Annotated in this window: 17 protein-coding genes and 1 pseudogene; 10 read left to right on the forward strand and 8 right to left on the reverse strand. The window is 69.6% G+C overall.

Translation table 11 applies throughout. The features are described from left to right. Positions 1-40: 40 nt before the first annotated feature. Positions 41-1,447 (forward strand): class II 3-deoxy-7-phosphoheptulonate synthase, encoded by a 1,407-nt coding sequence (locus ACQ0O7_RS01150; protein WP_430779819.1) that lies wholly within the window; start codon positions 41-43, stop codon positions 1,445-1,447. After that, positions 1,440-2,462 (forward strand): threonine aldolase family protein, encoded by a 1,023-nt coding sequence (locus ACQ0O7_RS01155; RefSeq protein WP_430779820.1) that lies wholly within the window; start codon positions 1,440-1,442, stop codon positions 2,460-2,462. The genes ACQ0O7_RS01150 and ACQ0O7_RS01155 overlap by 8 nt, the downstream gene beginning before the upstream one ends. A gap of 178 nt (positions 2,463-2,640) precedes the next feature. Here the strand turns inward: ACQ0O7_RS01155 and ACQ0O7_RS01160 are convergent. Further along, a pseudogene (locus tag ACQ0O7_RS01160) lies at positions 2,641-3,382 on the reverse strand (transposase); the annotation flags it as partial. A gap of 102 nt (positions 3,383-3,484) precedes the next feature. Continuing rightward, positions 3,485-3,787 (reverse strand): hypothetical protein, encoded by a 303-nt coding sequence (locus tag ACQ0O7_RS01165; protein ID WP_430779821.1) that lies wholly within the window; start codon positions 3,785-3,787, stop codon positions 3,485-3,487. A 99-nt stretch (positions 3,788-3,886) separates the two neighbouring features. On the opposite strand from ACQ0O7_RS01165, the gene ACQ0O7_RS01170 reads away from it, so the two are divergent. Then, positions 3,887-4,438, forward strand: coding sequence for a GNAT family N-acetyltransferase (locus ACQ0O7_RS01170; protein ID WP_430779822.1), 552 nt, complete (start codon positions 3,887-3,889; stop codon positions 4,436-4,438). A 31-nt stretch (positions 4,439-4,469) separates the two neighbouring features. On the opposite strand, the gene ACQ0O7_RS01175 is transcribed toward ACQ0O7_RS01170, so the two are convergent. After that, positions 4,470-4,811, reverse strand: coding sequence for a transposase (locus tag ACQ0O7_RS01175; protein ID WP_430779958.1), 342 nt, complete (start codon positions 4,809-4,811; stop codon positions 4,470-4,472). A 665-nt stretch (positions 4,812-5,476) separates the two neighbouring features. Further along, positions 5,477-6,256: a CTP synthase C-terminal region-related (seleno)protein gene (locus tag ACQ0O7_RS01180; RefSeq protein ID WP_430779823.1), complete on the reverse strand. Its 780-nt coding sequence runs from the start codon at positions 6,254-6,256 to the stop codon at positions 5,477-5,479. Positions 6,257-6,327: 71 nt separating this feature from the next. Here ACQ0O7_RS01180 and ACQ0O7_RS01185 point away from each other — a divergent pair, with 71 nt between their 5' ends. Next, entirely contained in the window at positions 6,328-7,212 is an 885-nt protein-coding gene (locus ACQ0O7_RS01185) for a LysR family transcriptional regulator (RefSeq protein WP_430779824.1), read from the forward strand. A 46-nt stretch (positions 7,213-7,258) separates the two neighbouring features. Here ACQ0O7_RS01185 and ACQ0O7_RS01190 read toward each other — a convergent pair whose 3' ends face one another. Further along, positions 7,259-8,122 carry a deoxyribonuclease IV gene (locus tag ACQ0O7_RS01190; protein WP_430779825.1) on the reverse strand — a complete coding sequence of 288 codons (864 nt, stop codon included), beginning with the start codon at positions 8,120-8,122 and terminating at the stop codon, positions 7,259-7,261. Then, positions 8,119-10,143 (reverse strand): Stk1 family PASTA domain-containing Ser/Thr kinase, encoded by a 2,025-nt coding sequence (pknB, locus tag ACQ0O7_RS01195; protein ID WP_430779826.1) that lies wholly within the window; start codon positions 10,141-10,143, stop codon positions 8,119-8,121. Before pknB ends, ACQ0O7_RS01190 begins: the two co-directional genes overlap by 4 nt. Before the next feature lie 244 nt (positions 10,144-10,387). On the opposite strand from pknB, the gene ACQ0O7_RS01200 reads away from it, so the two are divergent. After that, on the forward strand, positions 10,388-10,780 hold the full coding sequence (locus ACQ0O7_RS01200; RefSeq protein WP_430779827.1) for a hypothetical protein: 393 nt from the start codon (positions 10,388-10,390) through the stop codon (positions 10,778-10,780). A 305-nt stretch (positions 10,781-11,085) separates the two neighbouring features. Continuing rightward, complete coding sequence (locus ACQ0O7_RS01205) at positions 11,086-11,436, forward strand: Rv2175c family DNA-binding protein (RefSeq protein WP_430779828.1); 351 nt, start codon at positions 11,086-11,088, stop codon at positions 11,434-11,436. 45 nt (positions 11,437-11,481) lie between these two features. On the opposite strand, the gene ACQ0O7_RS01210 is transcribed toward ACQ0O7_RS01205, so the two are convergent. Beyond that, positions 11,482-12,558, reverse strand: a complete 1,077-nt coding sequence (locus ACQ0O7_RS01210; RefSeq protein WP_430779829.1) for a polyprenyl synthetase family protein — start codon at positions 12,556-12,558, stop codon at positions 11,482-11,484. A 76-nt stretch (positions 12,559-12,634) separates the two neighbouring features. Between ACQ0O7_RS01210 and metF the strand changes: the two genes are divergently transcribed. The 3 genes from metF (at position 12,635) to ACQ0O7_RS01225 (ending at position 14,999) form a co-directional block, all read left to right on the forward strand. Further along, positions 12,635-13,546 carry a methylenetetrahydrofolate reductase [NAD(P)H] gene (metF, locus tag ACQ0O7_RS01215; protein ID WP_430779830.1) on the forward strand — a complete coding sequence of 304 codons (912 nt, stop codon included), beginning with the start codon at positions 12,635-12,637 and terminating at the stop codon, positions 13,544-13,546. A 20-nt stretch (positions 13,547-13,566) separates the two neighbouring features. Next, a complete protein-coding gene (locus ACQ0O7_RS01220; RefSeq protein WP_430779831.1) occupies positions 13,567-14,232 on the forward strand; it encodes a CDP-alcohol phosphatidyltransferase family protein in 666 nt (221 codons plus the stop codon). Between the two features lie 326 nt (positions 14,233-14,558). Continuing rightward, complete coding sequence (locus ACQ0O7_RS01225) at positions 14,559-14,999, forward strand: HNH endonuclease (RefSeq protein WP_430779832.1); 441 nt, start codon at positions 14,559-14,561, stop codon at positions 14,997-14,999. Between the two features lie 69 nt (positions 15,000-15,068). On the opposite strand, the gene ACQ0O7_RS01230 is transcribed toward ACQ0O7_RS01225, so the two are convergent. Then, positions 15,069-15,296: a hypothetical protein gene (locus tag ACQ0O7_RS01230; protein ID WP_430779833.1), complete on the reverse strand. Its 228-nt coding sequence runs from the start codon at positions 15,294-15,296 to the stop codon at positions 15,069-15,071. A gap of 91 nt (positions 15,297-15,387) precedes the next feature. On the opposite strand from ACQ0O7_RS01230, the gene ACQ0O7_RS01235 reads away from it, so the two are divergent. After that, a complete protein-coding gene (locus ACQ0O7_RS01235) occupies positions 15,388-16,077 on the forward strand; it encodes a TetR/AcrR family transcriptional regulator (protein ID WP_430779834.1) in 690 nt (229 codons plus the stop codon). Positions 16,078-16,087: the final 10 nt, after the last annotated feature.

The raw sequence follows: 16,087 nt of genomic DNA on the forward strand, positions 1-16,087 counted from the left end.
GGCCGCAGGGTCGGTGCCCCTCTTCCGTAGGCTTTCCGGTATGCGCCGTGAGTGGCATCAGCTCAGTCATCCCGGGGTGAACAACCCGGCTCTGCAGACCTCCCGACCGTCCACGGACTCGGCCGAGGACGAGGCCCTCGGCCTCGACCACTGGCGGTCCCTGCCGCGCGTGCAGATGCCGCCGTGGCCGGACATGGCCGAGGTCGCCGAGGTCTGCAAGGTCCTCGACAACGTGCCGTCCATCGTCGCCCCCTACGAGGTCGACCAGCTCCGGCACCGGCTCGCTGAAGTCTGCGAGGGCCGCGCGTTCCTGCTCCAGGGCGGTGACTGCGCCGAGACGTTCGCCGACAACACCGAGAGCCACCTGCTCGCCAACGCGCGCACCCTGCTGCAGATGGCGGTGGTGCTCACCTACGGCGCGTCGATGCCGGTGGTCAAGGTGGCCCGGGTCGCCGGGCAGTACACCAAGCCCCGCTCGTCGCCGACCGACTCGCTCGGCCTGCCCGCCTACCGCGGCGACCTGATCAACTCACTGGACGCCGACGCCGCCGCCCGGGTCGCCGACCCGCAGCGCATGATCCGGGCGTACGCCAACTCGGCCGCCGCGATGAACATGCTCCGGGCGTACCTTGCGGGTGGTCTCGCCGACCTGCACGGCCTGCACGACTGGAACAAGGACTTCGTCCGCGCCTCCCCGGCCGGCGAGCGCTACGAGGCCATCGCCCGCGAGATCGACCGCGCGCTCGACTTCATCCGCGCCTGCGGGATGACCGACTCCGAGGCGCTGCGCACGGTCAGCCTCTACTGCTCCCACGAGGCCCTGGCATTGGAGTACGACCGGGCGCTCACCCGCGTCTCCGGCAACCGGGCGTACGGGCTGAGCGGCCACTTCCTGTGGATCGGCGAGCGCACCCGCCAGCTCGACCACGCGCACATCGACTTCATCAGCCGGATCGCCAACCCGATCGGTGTGAAGATCGGCCCCGGCACCACGCCGGAGACCGCCATCGAGTTGTGCGAGAAGCTCAACCCCGACAACATCCCCGGCCGGCTCACCCTGATCAGCCGGATGGGCAACGGCAAGGTCCGCGACGTCCTGCCGACCATCGTGGAGAAGGTCAACGCCACCGGCGCCAAGGTCGTCTGGCAGTGCGACCCGATGCACGGCAACACCCACGAGTCGTCCAACGGCTACAAGACCCGCCACTTCGACCGGGTCGTCGACGAGGTGCTCGGCTACTTCGAGGTGCACCGCGGCCTCGGCACCCACCCCGGCGGCATCCACGTCGAACTGACCGGTGAGGACGTCACCGAGTGCCTCGGCGGCGCCCAGGGCATCGAGGACCTGGACCTGCCGGACCGGTACGAGACCGCCTGCGACCCGCGGCTCAACACCCAGCAGAGCCTGGAACTCGCCTTCCTCGTCGCCGAGATGCTCCGTGGCTGACCTGCGTTCGGACACCGTCACCCGGCCCACCGCCGGAATGCGCGACGCGATGGCGAAAGCCGCGGTCGGCGACGACGTCTTCGGCGACGACCCGACCGTCAACGCGCTCGAAGCGCACGTGGCCGCCCTGTTCGGGCACGAGGCGGCGCTGTTCGCCCCGTCCGGCACGATGGCCAACCAGATCGCCCTGCAACTCGTCGTCCCGCCCGGCGGCGAGCTGCTGGCCGGCGCCGACGCCCACGTCGTCACCTACGAGGTGGGCGCCGCCGCCATGCTCGGCGGCATCTCCACCCGCACCTGGCAGCCGGACGGCGCCGCCCTGGACGTCGAACGGATCGCCGGCATGATCCGCCCGGCCGGCTACCCGTCGGTGCCGACCGCCGCGATCGCCGTCGAACAGACCCACAACCTGGGTGGCGGCGGTGTCGTCCCACTGGCGACGATCCAGCACCTGCGGGCGGTCGCCGACAAGCAGGGCATCGCCCTGCACTGCGACGGTGCCCGCATCTGGCACGCGCACATCGCCGATGGGGTGACGCTGGCCGAGTACGGCGCCCTCTTCGACACCCTCTCGGTCTGCCTCTCCAAGGGCCTGGGCGCTCCCGTGGGCTCACTGATCATCGGCAGCCGCGAGAAGATCACCAAGGCCCGGGTGATCCGCAAACGCCTGGGCGGCGGCATGCGCCAGGTGGGCATCCTGGCCGCCGCCGGCCGGTACGCCCTGGACAACCAGCTCCAGCGCCTGACCGAGGACCACGAACGGGCCCGGATCATCGCCGAGGCCCTGTCCCCCTTCGGTGTGATCGACCCGGAACGCGTCCGCACCAACCTGGTCCCGCTGGACCTCTCCAAACACGACCTGGACGCCCCCACCCTGGCCGCCCGGGCAGCCGAACGAGGCGTCCTGATAGCCGCGATGCTCCCCCGAACCGCCCGCCTGGTAACCCACCTGGACCTGAACGACGAGGCCATGGACCAGGCCATCGAAGTCCTCAGCGACCTGCTGAACACCTGATCGAGCCAGCCCGTCGACATTGTTCGACACCTCGGTCCGGGCCGCATCGCCATCGACTGGCGAGCTTCCGTGACCGAGGCCGGTTCGTGTGCCGGGTTGCGGCTCGATTCGAGCCGCAACCCGGCACACGAGCCCTGACGCCGAAGCCTTCTGGACGAGCAGGTCCTGACTGAGGTCGGTGGTCGTAGGCGATCAATGACCTGGTCGATGGCTGTCCGATGGCCCGGTTGTGCCAGATCGCGGCGGTCCTGGCGAGGATGCGTTGGGCGATGCGGGCGGTGACGCCTTCGATGCTGCGGCCGCCGTGAAGTTCGAGGTCGAGTTGGCCTTTCAACGTGTCGTTGACCGACTCGATGAGTTGACGGACCGGTTTGATCAGGTGTTCGCCGGGGTGTGGGGTCCGGTTGCGGTAGGACGGGGGCAGCAGCCGGGCTCCGCGTTCGGCTGGCCGGCGGTCGAGTTCGGCGGAGGCGTAGCCCTTGTCCGCGATGATCAGCTGGCCGGGGCGGGCGGCAAGCAGGCCAGGGTGTCTTCCAGAGCTGCGGCCAGGACTTGGCGGTCATCGATCTTCGCGTTCGCGAGGGACCAGGCGATCGGCAGGCCGGGCGGGGTGCAGATCAAACGCGGGCGCAGGCCCCGGAAGAACCGTGTATGCGAGGAGCAGTAGCCGTAGCCGGCCCAGCCGGCCAGGTCGGAGCGTTTGACGGTGGGCCTGTATCGGCCGGGAGGGTAAGGGAACGCACCGGGTAGGTGCTTGGGAAGAAACCGCAGCCAGCGGGCCTTGGAACGGATCCCGAGCAAGGCCTGGGCGACGGCCATGGTGATCAGTTCGGCGTCGGACAGCTTCGGTGGCCGCCCGGCCGGCGGGGCTTGCTGAGCCAGTCGTCGATCTTCACGTCCAGTGCTCCAGTCCGGGGCATCGCCTGTCTGTGGAGTGAAGCATCCTCGGTTATGACTCTATGTGATCGAGAAAAAAGTACCCGTGCGTCTGAGGTGCTTGTCGCAGGTGGTCATCAAGTGAATCAGTTACGCCTTGTGGTCGAGTCTACCCGCCACGGCACATACTCGCGCAGGCGAGGATCGGCTTCCTGGTTACTGAGCGCGATGAATCCGTCCTCAACGGTCTCCTTGAGGAGGCTTGATGCCTTGGCGCTGTTGCGAACCTCGATGTTGAAGCGCTCTCGAATGGAGGAATTGGTCACCTTCTCGTGCATGACGTATCGAAGCACGGAATGAAGATAGACGGCCCGCACGCGGTCGGCGCGCGACATCTCCTTCAGTTCGCGATGACTTAAAGCTCCTATCACGATCTCTGACCAGCTCATTCCATCAAGTTGCGCTACGGATGATGACGTCGGTCAGCGAAGCGGGTAGGGAGACGGGGCCATTGATCGTTGCGTTGCGCTGTGCTTGAATTACCGGCCGTGATCAGCTTGGTCTACCCGCCCCCGCTCTGCGATGGAGTTGTCCGTGTACGCCCGTGGCGCGACACAGACCTGTCATGTGTCGAACAGGCCTCGCAGGACCCCAGGATCCCGGTGGGCACGACCGTTCCCGCGCACTACACCGCTGAGGCCGGCTTGGCCTACATCGCCCGCCAGCACACCCGGCTCACCTCTGGGGAAGGCCTGGCGTTGGCCATCGCTGACCAGTGCACCGACCAGGCAGTCGGCCACATCAACCTGATGCTGCGCCCGCAAGAGGGCGTCGCCGGCATCGGCTACTGGATCGTCCCCGCCGCTCGGCGCCAGGGAATCGCCTCCCGATCAATCTCACTGATAACCGCCTGGGGCCTGAGCGCCGGCAACTTCGCACGCATCGAGGGCTGGGTGGAGCCGGACAACTACGCGTCGCAACGAGCGCTGGAAGCCAATGGTTTCCTACAGGAGGGCCTGCTCCGCAGCTTCCTCACCATCGGTACTCGCCGAGCCGACGTGCTCGTTTACTCCCGCATCACAGCAGACGCTCAACGCTAGATGTCCTCCCGGCAACTCTGCAGAGGCTCCATCAACAACTGTGACCATCCCAGGTGATCAGTCGGCGCCAGCAGATCAGGACGCAGGCGAGGCTGACGAAGCCGTCATGGATGTCGAGGCGTCGTTCCCAGCGCACGGCGAGCCGACGGCACTGGTGGAGCAGGGCGAAGGTCTGTTCGACGACGTAGCGCAGCCTGCCGAGGCCCTTGATCCCGGTGGTCTTGGGCTTCGGGATGATCGGCTTGGTGCCGCGCTCGCGGCAAGCCTGCCGGAACGCCGCGCTGCTGTAGGCCTTGTCGGCCAGCAGGGCGGCGAACCGGCGCCGCGGCCGTCCTGGACGGCCGGCGAATTGGCGGGGAGCAGTCGAGCAGATCGAGAGCGCGTTTGATGTCGGGCACGTTCGCGCCGCTGGTCAGCACGTAGATTGGGGTGACGTCGTCGGTGCTGGCGTTCGCTAATGCAACGGAATCCTCAAAGGTCTTCCTCTCCAATGACAGCCGCAGGCGTCGCGTATGCTCGCGGTGATCCTTCAGTCGTTTCTTGTAACTGCCGATGCGGATATATTCCGCGCCGCGAAAGCTCGTTGGTTCCGCCGTTGCCGCGTTGATTTCAAGAAGGACGATGGGCTTCCCCTGATCGCCGTCGCGAATGCCCCAGATCAAGTAGGCTTTGTCTTGATCTTCGAGAGTTGCACTGTTGAACAATGCTGAGATGTACTCGCTAATCATCTCAGGTGTGTCGTTGTTCTCCTTCATCTCCAGCCAGGAGGTTTCATGTGGCAGCGAGATAAGTTCGCGGACGAGATCGACAAGCTGCTCGGTCCTAAGCGATGGTCGTTGCATTCCACTTCATCGGCTGCCGTAGATCACCCTTTCTGTCGGCCTGTCGAGGTCCGGCTGATGGGCAGATCGAGGTCGGCGGGGCCCTTTGCACCGAGGCCGTTCTTTGCTGAGGCCATATCACTGGATCCCGGGCCCAGCGATCTGCTCGTCGACCTTGTCGCAGGGCCCGGGCTGTCGGATGCGCGGTTGTCGGACTCTATGCGGTGACTGACCTTTTCGTGGCTGATCCACCCGCCTCGGCGGTCCCGGGGTCGTTGTCGTCGGGGTGGTCTCGGACGCCGCTGGAGATGGCCTGGACGAAGCCTCGGATGATGGGATGTGGGTCGGTGCCGTCGCCGGTCAGCTCTGGCTGGAAGAGGGTCGCCAAGTAGAACGGGTGGTCGGGGAGCTCGGCGACCCGGACCGCTCCGGTCTCGTCGTGGCCGGTGAAACGCATGCCGTGGGCGGACAGCAGGGTCACGTGGGACTCGGACAGGCCGTAGGAGCAGCGGTAGCGCTCGACCGTGCGGGAGACGCCCAGCAATTTCTCGATCAGGGAGCCGAACCTCAGGTCGACCGCTGCCTCGTGGCCGGCCAGGGAGCACGCCAGCTCGACGATCAGGTCATCCCCGGAGGGCTCGGTGTCTGCGGCGGGGTCGTTGTATTCCGTATGGCGGGCGCCGGTGAAGCCGCACTCGTTGCGTGCGAACTCCAGCATGGCGTGCTGGAAGCCGCCGCACGTCCCCAGGAACGGGATGCCGCCGGTGCGGGCGACCCGGGCCGCGGTGATCCCGCCCTCCGGCTCGCGGTAGGGGCTGCCGGGCACCAGCCAGATGCCGTCGAACCCGCTGAGGGCCGCCGGATCCCGGGCATCCGGTGTGGGAATCCAGTAGATGTCGAGGTCTGTCTCATCGCGGAGGACGTCGAGCACGTCGGGAATGCGGGTATGAGCGCGGACGGACGGTGACCGGTCTCCGACCAGGGCGATCCTTTTCATGCCTCCACTCTTCCGCCCCACCGAGATCAGGTCCAACGATCCTTTCTGTTCTCAGCATTAGCATCCCTGATGTGGATCCGACCCTGCTGCGTACCTTCGTGACCGTCGCCGACGCCGGCTCGTTCTCCGCCGCGGCTCAGCGGCTCCGCTACACCCAGTCGGCGGTCTCCCAGCAGATCGCCGCGCTGGAGGCGGACCTCGGCGTGCCCTTGCTGACCCGCCGCCCGGTCGCGCTCACCCCGGCCGGGGAACGCCTGCTCCGGCACGCCTCGCTCCTGCTGAACCGGGTGGCCGCGGCCCGCGCCGACGTGGCCCGGGTGATCGTCCCGCCCGGCCGGTTGATCGTCGGGCTGACCCCGCTGTCCTGGTCGGCGCGGGTGGCGGCGGCGCTGGCCCGGATCCGTACCGAATCGGACCGGCTGACCAGCCGCATCCTGGTCGCCGACCGGGACCGGATCGTCGCCGCGACCGCCGCCGGTGAGATCGATATCGGTCTGGTGGACGGATTTGTGGCGCCGAGTGATCCGCTGCCGCTGCCGGAGGCGGGCGCTGTCGGGGTGGCCGAGGACGGCGCCGTGGTGGCGGTTCCGGCCGGTCATCCGCTGGCCGGGCGGCCCGCCGTGGAGCTCACCGATCTGACCGGCGCCTACTGGATCGACGCGCCCGCGGTCGCCCCGCTGTCCCGGCTGCCGGTCGACGGGCTACGGGCCGGACTGCGCTACGAGGGCACCGACGTGACGATCCTGACCGGCCTGATCATTGCCGGTCACGGCCTGGCCCTACTGCCCACCAGTCTCACAATCTCACCCAAAAAACCGACAAATCCAATTGTGTACGCCTACCAAGCGCCGACCGGCATCCCGGCCCGAGGGCTGGTGCACCGGGTGGAACTGCTACGAGCAGCGGGCATCGACGGCCCGGCCGCCCGCCTCGCCGGCCTGCTGACCGCCCGGTGAAGGGAAGGCCGGCAGGGGAGGGTGCCGCGGGGCGGCCGGCCGACCCTCAGCGGTCCGCCCGGAGCCCCTTGAGCAGCGCGATGTCCGCCGCATGACCCTCGTGCTCGACGGTCGGCGTCTCCACGATGATCGGCACCCCGGCGGCCGCCGGATGGCTGAACAGCTCGGCGAACGGCTCCGCCCCGATCCGCCCTTTCCCGATGGTCTCGTGCCGGTCCCGGGTGGAACCGCACTCGTCCTTCGAGTCGTTGGCGTGGATCAGTTGCAGGCGCCCGGGCCCGGTGGCGGCGACCAGCTCGTCGAGGGTGGTCGTCATCCCGCCGGGGGTGGCCAGGTCATGCCCGGCCGCCCACGCGTGACAGGTGTCGAAGCAGACGCCGAGCCACGGATGCTGTTCGACGGCGGCCAGGTAGGCGGTCAGGTCCTGCACCTTGGAGGCCAGGCTGCGGCCGCCGCCGGCGCTGGGTTCGACGAGGAGCCGGGGCAGCCCGTCGGCGGCGGCCCGGTCGAGCAGCGGCAGCAGCTGTTCGTGCAGCTGGTGCATGGCCTTCTCGGCGTGCTCCTCGTCGACCGAGCTGCCGGCGTGGTAGACGACGGCGGTGGCGCCGATCGCCTTGCCGCGGAGCAGGGCGTGCTCCAGGGTGGCGAGCGACCGTTCGACGGTCAGCGCGGTCGGCGAGCCGAGATTGACGAGCAGGGAGGCATGGATGTACGCGGGTACGTCCCGCTCACCGATGCCGTCCCGGAACAGGGTGTCCTGTCTGGGGTCGCCGGCGGGCAGGGCCCAGCCACGGGAGTTGGACACGTACACCTGAAGGGTCTCGGATCCCGCCGCGTCGACGTAGGGGAGGGCCGCCTTGGCCAGCCCTCCCGACGTCTTGGTGTGCGAGCCGATGCGGTGTGCGGTCACAGGAAGCAGACCAGCTGGACGGTGGTGCCCGGCGGAACCACTGAACCCGGTCCCGGGTTCATCTGCCGTGCCGTCTGGTTCTGATCGCCGTTCAACTGCACCTGGAATCCCTGTTGCTGGAGCTGCTGTGCCGCGTCCTGGCACCGCTGGTTGGTCACGTCGGGCACGGTGAGCTGCTGCGGGCCCTTGCTGACGCGCAGCGTGATCTGGGTGCTCTTCTCCGCGCCGGTGCCTGCCTTGGGGGTCTGGGCGAGCACCTCGTCGGCCGGTCTGTCGCTGTCCTCGAACTGCTCGGCGACACCCAGGCCGAGCTGGCCGAGGATCTGCCGGGCCTCGTTGACGTTCTTCCCGACCACGTCGGGGACGGTGATCGGCGGCTTGCCCTTGCTGAGCACCAGGGTGACGGTCTCGCCGGGTTTGAGCTCGGTGCCGATCTTGGGGTCGGTGGAGACCACGATGCCCTCGGCGGCGGTGTCGCTGAAGACGGCCTTGCCCTGTTTGACCTTGAGTTTCAGGTTTTCCAGGGTGGCCTTCGCATACGCCAGCTCCTGGCCCTCCACGTCGGGCACGGCGTGCACCTCGGGGCCGAGCGACAGGTTGACCGTGATCGCGTCGCCCTTGATGATCTTCGCGTCCGGGCCCGGGTTCTGGGTCACCACGGACCCCTTGGCGATCTTCTCGTCGTAGACGCCGTCCCCCACGTACACCGTGAAGCCCTGTTGTTTCGCCACCTGGGTGGCGACCTCCTCACTCATGGTGAGCAGTGACGGGGCCTCGGTGTAGCGGCCCAGCGTGACCCACCAGGTGCTGCCCAGGATGACCAGGGCCATCACCGCGACCAGCGCGGTCAGCATCACCCGGCGGCGGTCGGCGAGGAATCCGGCCGCCCCGGCGGCGGGCGCGGCGGCCCGGCGGTGCGGTGCGGTGCGGCCGCCCTGTTCCGGCAGCCGGGCCCAGTTGGGGCGGTGTGAGGCCTGGTAGGCGGTGCCGGCGCTGCCGCCGCCGTAGGCGTTGCCGGACGGCACCGGCGGCACGATGGCGGTGGCGTCCCGGGCGGGGACGGCCGGCACGATCCGGGTCGCGTCGGCGCCGCCGCGAGGGCTGCCGGGGACCTGGCGGAGCAGTGCGGTCTCCACATGGGTGACGCCGAGGCCGTCGCGGGCGCTCTGCACCTCGGACAGCAGGCCTCCGGCGTCGGTCGGCCGCGCCGACGGGTCGCGGCGGGTGGCCCGCGCGACCAGCTTGTCCATCACCGCCGGGGTGCCCGGGACGAAACGCGAGGGTGCGGGCACGTCGTTGTCGACGTGCTGCCAGGCCACCTCGATCGGTTTGTCACCGTCGTACGGCACCCGGCCGGTGAGCATCTCGAACAGCACGATGCCGGCCGAGTACACATCGGTGCGGGCGTCGGCCTGACCGGTCTGCACCAGCTCGGGCGCCACGTAGGCCACCGTCGCCATCAGCTGGCCGGAGTCGTCGACCGTGCTGGCCTCGATGGCCCGGGCCAGACCGAAGTCGGCGACCTTGACCACCGCGTCGACCAGATCGGCGGAACCACCGCTGGGCGCCTCGGCGACCAGCACGTTCTCCGGTTTGACGTCGCGGTGCACCAGGCCGGCGCGGTGTGCGGCGGCGATCGCGGCGAGCATCTGCTCCAGGATCGCCAGGGCCTCGACCGGGCTCAGCCGGGTGCGCTGAGTGAGCAGGTCGCGCAGGGTGCGGCCCTGCACGAACTCCATCACCAGATAGGGGAGCCCCTGGTGACGGCCCTGGTCGTAGACGGCCACGACGTTCGGGTGAGCCAGGCGGGCGATCGTCTTGGCCTCGTCGGTGAAACGGTCGACGAAGTGGACGTTGGTGGCCTGCGACGGGTGGATTATCTTCAGCGCGACGGTGCGCTCAAGCCGCTCGTCGGTGGCCCGGTAGACGGTCGCCATGCCACCACGGGCGACGCGACCGGTGATCCGGTAGCGCCCGTCAATCGTTGTGCCGATCAACGTATCGGCGACTGTGGTGTCCATCGGCGTGAAGTGTATGTGTCTTTCCAGTGAGGGTGACCCAGGATGCCACAGCTGAGTCCAAACGGGTATCGAAACGCCGGTGACCTGCGCCGATTGACGCGAAAGTCATTCACATAACGGGAAATTCCGACTTCATCGTGGATGGTGCCGCCGGTGACGGCGTTCACCGTTGGTGCTCGGTGATCCGTCGCTCACGCCCGGTACCGCCGAAGGGCTCGAATCCGGAGTCGAAGGGTCACTCACGGTGGCCGATGGTGACGGTGAGATCGAGGCGACCGGTGCCGGAGCCGTCGGAGTGGGTACCGGGGGCATCTCACAGTCGCAGTCCGGCTCACCCGGCCGGGGCGGCGCGCCGTCCACCGTACCGGCGCCGGGTCTGACGGTCTTCTCGCTGGTCCGGGTGGTGACGGGAGCCTGCGGCGCGGTGATGCGCGGTGCCGCCGAGGCGGTCGGCGCCGGGGCCTGCGGAGTGATCGCGGCGGTACGCGCCCGGCGTGCCGTGGTCGGGACGGCCCCCATTCCGGCATCGGTTTCCGGGACCTCCGTCACATCGGTGGAGGGCGATGGCAGGGGCGCCGCGGCGATCGCCGGCGGGTCGGTCATCCGGTCCGCGAGAGTGGTGGTGGCGACCAGATAGGAACCGGCCGCCCCGCAGACCGCGAGTGCGCAGAAGGCGGCGATCGCGACAAATCGCCGCGGGGGCCGGGCGCCCGTCTCGGGCGGGTTCACGGGGATCTCTGCCAATGAGCCGGGCATGCCCACCAGAGATCCGGGAAACGTGTTCATCCCCGTGCAGGTGACATCCGGCCGGGTGTCCGTGCCCACCGCCGGCTGCCGGCCCAGGTCGTAGCAGACCGAACGCCAGGCCCCGGCCATCTCGCCCCGGACGCTGTGCCACAGGCTCATCAACAGTTCTCCGATCTGGTCTGGCACGCTGTACAGGTGACCGATCCCGTAACCCCTGGCCCGGCAGGCTGGATCACCCTGCCGGACGTGTCCGAAAAGCTCGGTGTGTCGATCAGCAAGGTGCACCAGCTGATCCGCGAGCACGCGCTGCTCGCGGTCCGCCGGGACGGCGTCCGCGTGGTGCCCGCCGAACTGGTGGCCAACGACGTCGTCCGCAAGCACCTGCCCGGCATCCTCACCGTGCTCCATGACGCCGGGTACAACGACGAAGAAGCCTTCGGGTGGCTCTACGAACCCGACGAGACTCTCGGCGGCAACGCGGCGATCGCGCTCGGCGGCGACCGGGCGCGTGAGGTCAAGCGGCGGGCCCAGGCCCTCGGCTTCTAGTTCTCGAGACCAGGCGGTTGGTTTTGATCAAGCGGTCATCCGGCGTCAGACCGAACGCCGGGTGGCCGCGTCAGCCAGCTCCCGCAACACCCCACGGGCCTCGTCCTCGATCGCGGCCCCGGCCAGCGCGGTCAGCGCCGCACCGGTCAGCGTGTCGATCCGGCTCTCGGTCGCGTCCAGCGCGCCCGACTCCCGGATCAGCGCCCGCAGCCGCTCCACACCCGCGTCGTCCAGCTCCGGCGACCCCAGCCCGGCCTCCAGCACGGCCCGGCCCGCCTCGTCCAGCCGCTCGGACGCCGACGCCACCAGATAGGTGCGCTTGCCCTCGCGCAGGTCGTCACCGGCCGGCTTGCCGGTCCGCTCCGGATCCCCGAACACCCCGAGCACGTCGTCGCGCATCTGGAAGGCCTCACCCAGCGGAAGACCGAAGGCGGCGTACGACGCGAACACCTCCGGCCCGGCCCCGGCCAGCGCCGCGCCCAGCAGCAGCGGGCGCTCGACGGTGTACTTCGCCGACTTGAACCGGGCCACCTTCCCGGCCCGCTCCAGCGAGGTGTTCCCGGTCGCCTGGGTGTGCACGTCCAGGTACTGCCCGACGGTCACCTCGGTCCGCATCCGGTCGAAGACCGCCCGCGCCCGGGCCAGCTCGGCCAAGCCCATCCCGGAGGCGTGCAGCAGCTCGTCCGACCAGACCAGCGCCAGATCACCGAGCAGCACCGCCGCCGAATCCCCGAACCCGGCCGCCCCGCCACCCCCGCTCCAGCCCGCACTGCGGTGCAGCAGCTCGAACCGCCGGTGCACCGACGGCTCCCCGCGCCGGGTGTCCGACCGGTCCATCAGGTCGTCGTGGATCAGCGCACTGGCCTGCACCAGCTCCAGCGACGAGACGGCCGCCACCACCTCGTCCGCATCGACCCCGCCGGCACCCCGGAAACCCCAGTAGGCGAACGCCGGCCGCAGCCGCTTGCCGCCACCCAGCACGAACGCCGACACCGCGTCGGCCACCTCGGCCAGCTCCGGGTCGATCTCCAGCAGATGCGACCGCTGGGTGGCCAGGAACGCGGAGAGCGCCTTGTCGACACGCGGCCGCAGACCGGCACGCTCGAGCGGGGAATTCGTCACCCCGAAGACGCTATCCGGTCGGTCACCGCCCCGTTCAGCCAGATCACCCGGTTCCACCGGCCGGTAGAGTTCCGGTGTGGCACTCGGTCTTCCTTCCCGGCTCCCCGGCACGCCGTCGGTCGGCGAGCTGGTCCGCGGCGCGGCGCCCACCTTCTCCTTCGAGTTCTTCCCACCCAAGACCCCGGCCGGTGAGCAGGCGCTCTGGCAGGCCATCCGGGAGCTGGAGCCGCTGCGGCCCGACTTCGTGTCGATCACCTACGGGGCCGGCGGCACCACCCGGGACACCACCGTCGCGGTCACCGAACGGGTCGCCACCGAGACCACCCTGCTGCCGATGGCCCACCTCACCGCGGTCGACCACTCCGTCGCCGAGCTGCGCAACGTCATCGGCCGGCTGGCCGGAGCGGGGATCAGCAACATTCTCGCGGTCCGCGGGGACCCGCCCGGCGATCCGGGAGCCGAGTGGGTGCGCCACCCCGACGGCGTGCTGTACGCGGAGGACCTCGTCCGCCTGATCCGCGAGTCCGGCGACTTCAGCGTCGGGGTGGCCGCTTTCCCGTACAAACACCCCCGCTCCGCCGACGTGGAGGGCGACACCCGCAACTTCGTCCGCAAATGCCGGGCCGGCGCCGACTTCGCGATCACCCAGATGTTCTTCGACGCCGACGACTACCTGCGCCTGCGCGACCGGGTGGCCGCCGCCGGCTGCGACACCCCGATCCTGCCCGGCGTCATGCCGGTCACCCGGATGGCCACCATCGAGCGTGCGGTCCAGCTGTCCGGCGCGCCGTTCCCGCCCGCGCTGCTGCGCCGGTTCGAACGCCTCGCCGGCGACGAGGAGGCGGTCCGGGCCCTCGGTGTCGAGACGTGTGCCGAGATGTGCGCGCGGCTGCTCGGCGAGGGCGTGCCCGGCATCCACTTCATCACCCTCAACCGGTCCACCGCCACCCGCGAGGTCTGGCAGCAGCTGTCCCCCGCCGCGGTCTGACCGGCACGACCGGGGTGGCGATGACCTGGGACGAATACGCCGAGGCGTGGTCCGGGCTGCACGGCGGCTTCGACCCGCGGACGGCTTCACCGGTGGTCCGGGGGTGGATCCGGGGCGCGTACCGAATCGGGTCCTGGCTGGGCCGGCACGGCGCCACCCCGCTCACCGTGACCGTCGCCGGCCTGCTGTTGTGCCTCGCCGTCCCGCTCGCCGCCCTGGCCGGACCGCCCGGCCTCGCCCTCGGCGCCCTGCTCGTCCTGCTCGCGTCGGTCGCCGACGGACTGGACGGCGCCGTCGCGGTGATCACCGGCAAGATCACCAAGACCGGTTTCGTGTACGACTCGGTCGCCGACCGTCTCGGCGAAGCCGCCTGGCTGACCGCGTTCTGGCTGGCCGGAGTGCCCGGCTGGCTGGTGGTGTTGGCGGGTGCGGCGGCGTGGCTGCACGAGTACGTCCGGTCCCGCGCCACCGTCGCCGGCATGCCCGACATCGGCGTGGTCACCGTCGGTGAACGGCCCACCCGGGTCTCGGTCACCGTCACCGCCCTGCTCGTGGCCGCGGCGGCGGCTCTCGTCGACACCGCCTGGCCGCCGGTGGTCCTGGCCGTCGGTGCCGCCGTCTGGCTGCTCCTCCAGCTGGCCGGCCTGAGCCAGCTCGCCGCGGCGGTCCGCCGCGCCCTCCGCTAGCCCCCACCACACCGCGGCCGGCCCTCCAGCCCCGCGTGCCGCGCTCCGGTCCAGATCGTATGGCGGCACGGTGTCGGTGGCGCGGGTTGGTGTGCCGCGTTGTGGTGCGGATCGGACCGTATGGCGGCACGGTGTGGGTGGTGCGGGTTGGTGTGCCGCGTTGTGGTGCGGATCGGACCGGAACGCGGCACAACTGTTCGGGGCGTTTATTCGGTTGTCGGGAATCGATGCGGTGATTACTTTTTCCTCAGCGGATCCGGCCGGGGTGGAGCGCCTCTGAGCTGTGGATTCTCCATTGTGCAAACGATTTTCCGGGGGGTGACGAAATGAGTGCGGTGCTGGTGCTCAATGCCGACTGCGGGCCGCTGCACCGGGTCAGTCTCCGGCACGCGATCCGGATGCTGTTCCGTCAGGTCGCCGTGGTGCACGAGGCCCGGCCGGACGACCGGATCGGGGTCTACCCGGTGCCCACCGTCGTGCGGCTGGTCTCCTACGTGGTCACGCGCTGGCGTCGCGGCCGTGGTCCGGGCTGGTCGCGGGCCGGTGTGCTGGCGCGGGACGGGCGCCGGTGCGCCTACTGCGGTGACACCGCCACGACCATCGACCACGTGCTGCCGCGTTCGCGCGGTGGCCGCAACGAATGGCTCAACACGGTGGCCGCGTGCGGGCGCTGCAACAACCGGAAGCGCGATCGCACTCCGGCGGAAGCGCGCATGCCTCTGCGGGTCACCCCTTTCGCCCCGATCTGGGCCGCGTCCCCGATCTGACCGGCGACGAGCCCTGACCGGCGACGAGCTGGATCGGCGACGAGCTTTACCGAGCGGCGGCCGGTGGGTTTACACGGGGATCCGCCGGCCGCCACCCCTCGGGTGCGACCGGTCCGTCCGGGCGCACCGCCAGATCCGGATCGCCGCGGTGAGCAGGCTGGCGCTCGCGAAGATCAGATATGACACGAGGATCCAGAAGTAGGGCGCGCTGAGGTGCGGCGACAGCGAGAACGCCACGACGATCAGCGCAATCGCGGCCAGTAGAAGGAACCACGGGCGAATCCGGTGCCGGACCATTTCACGCTCCTTGCGAACGTTTAACTGCGTATGAGGTACGCAATAAGCGTACGGCATACGCAGTAATCGCGAAAGTGCCTAGGATGGGGCGGTGCCGACCGAGATACCTCGTACCCTCCAAGTCCTCTGGGGTCTGGAGAAGGGCCGCACCCGCGGCCCGCAGCCGACCCTGAGTCTGGATCGCATCGTCGCCGTCGCCATCGAGATCGCCGATCAGGACGGGCTCGCCGCCCTCTCGATGGCCCGGCTCGCCGAGCGTCTCGGGAGCCGGCCGATGTCCCTCTACCGGCACGTGGCCAGCAAGGACGAGCTGCTCGTCGTCATGCAGGACGCGGCGCCGGGCGAGCCACCGGAGCTGCCGCCGGGCTGGCGGGCCGGGCTGGGCGTGTGGGCGCGGGCGCTGCGGGCCGTCTACTACCGGCACCCGTGGATCCTCCAGGCCTCGGCCGGCCGGCCGCCCCTGGAGCCGGGGCAGCTCGTCTGGCTGGACCGGGCTCTGTCCGTTTTCGACGGCACCGCTCTGACCTCCGGCGAGCGGCTCCGGGCCGTGATGTCGACCCTTTATCTGGTACGCGGTGAGGCCCAGGTCTCCGCCGTGCCGCCGGATGTGTCCGAGTCATATCCGGAGCTGGTCGCCGAGCTGGTGACCGCCGACCGGTTCCCGGCGCTGGCCGCGGTGATCGCGGACGGGATGTTCACGCCGGACCACGCCGACGTGATTGATTTTGGACTGGAGCGCTTATTCGACGGCATCGAGGTGCTGTTGTCAACGAAGCGTTGACAACTATAGG

The organism is Actinoplanes sp. G11-F43 (genome assembly GCF_050589265.1).
In the GTDB taxonomy this organism is placed as follows: domain Bacteria; phylum Actinomycetota; class Actinomycetes; order Mycobacteriales; family Micromonosporaceae; genus Actinoplanes.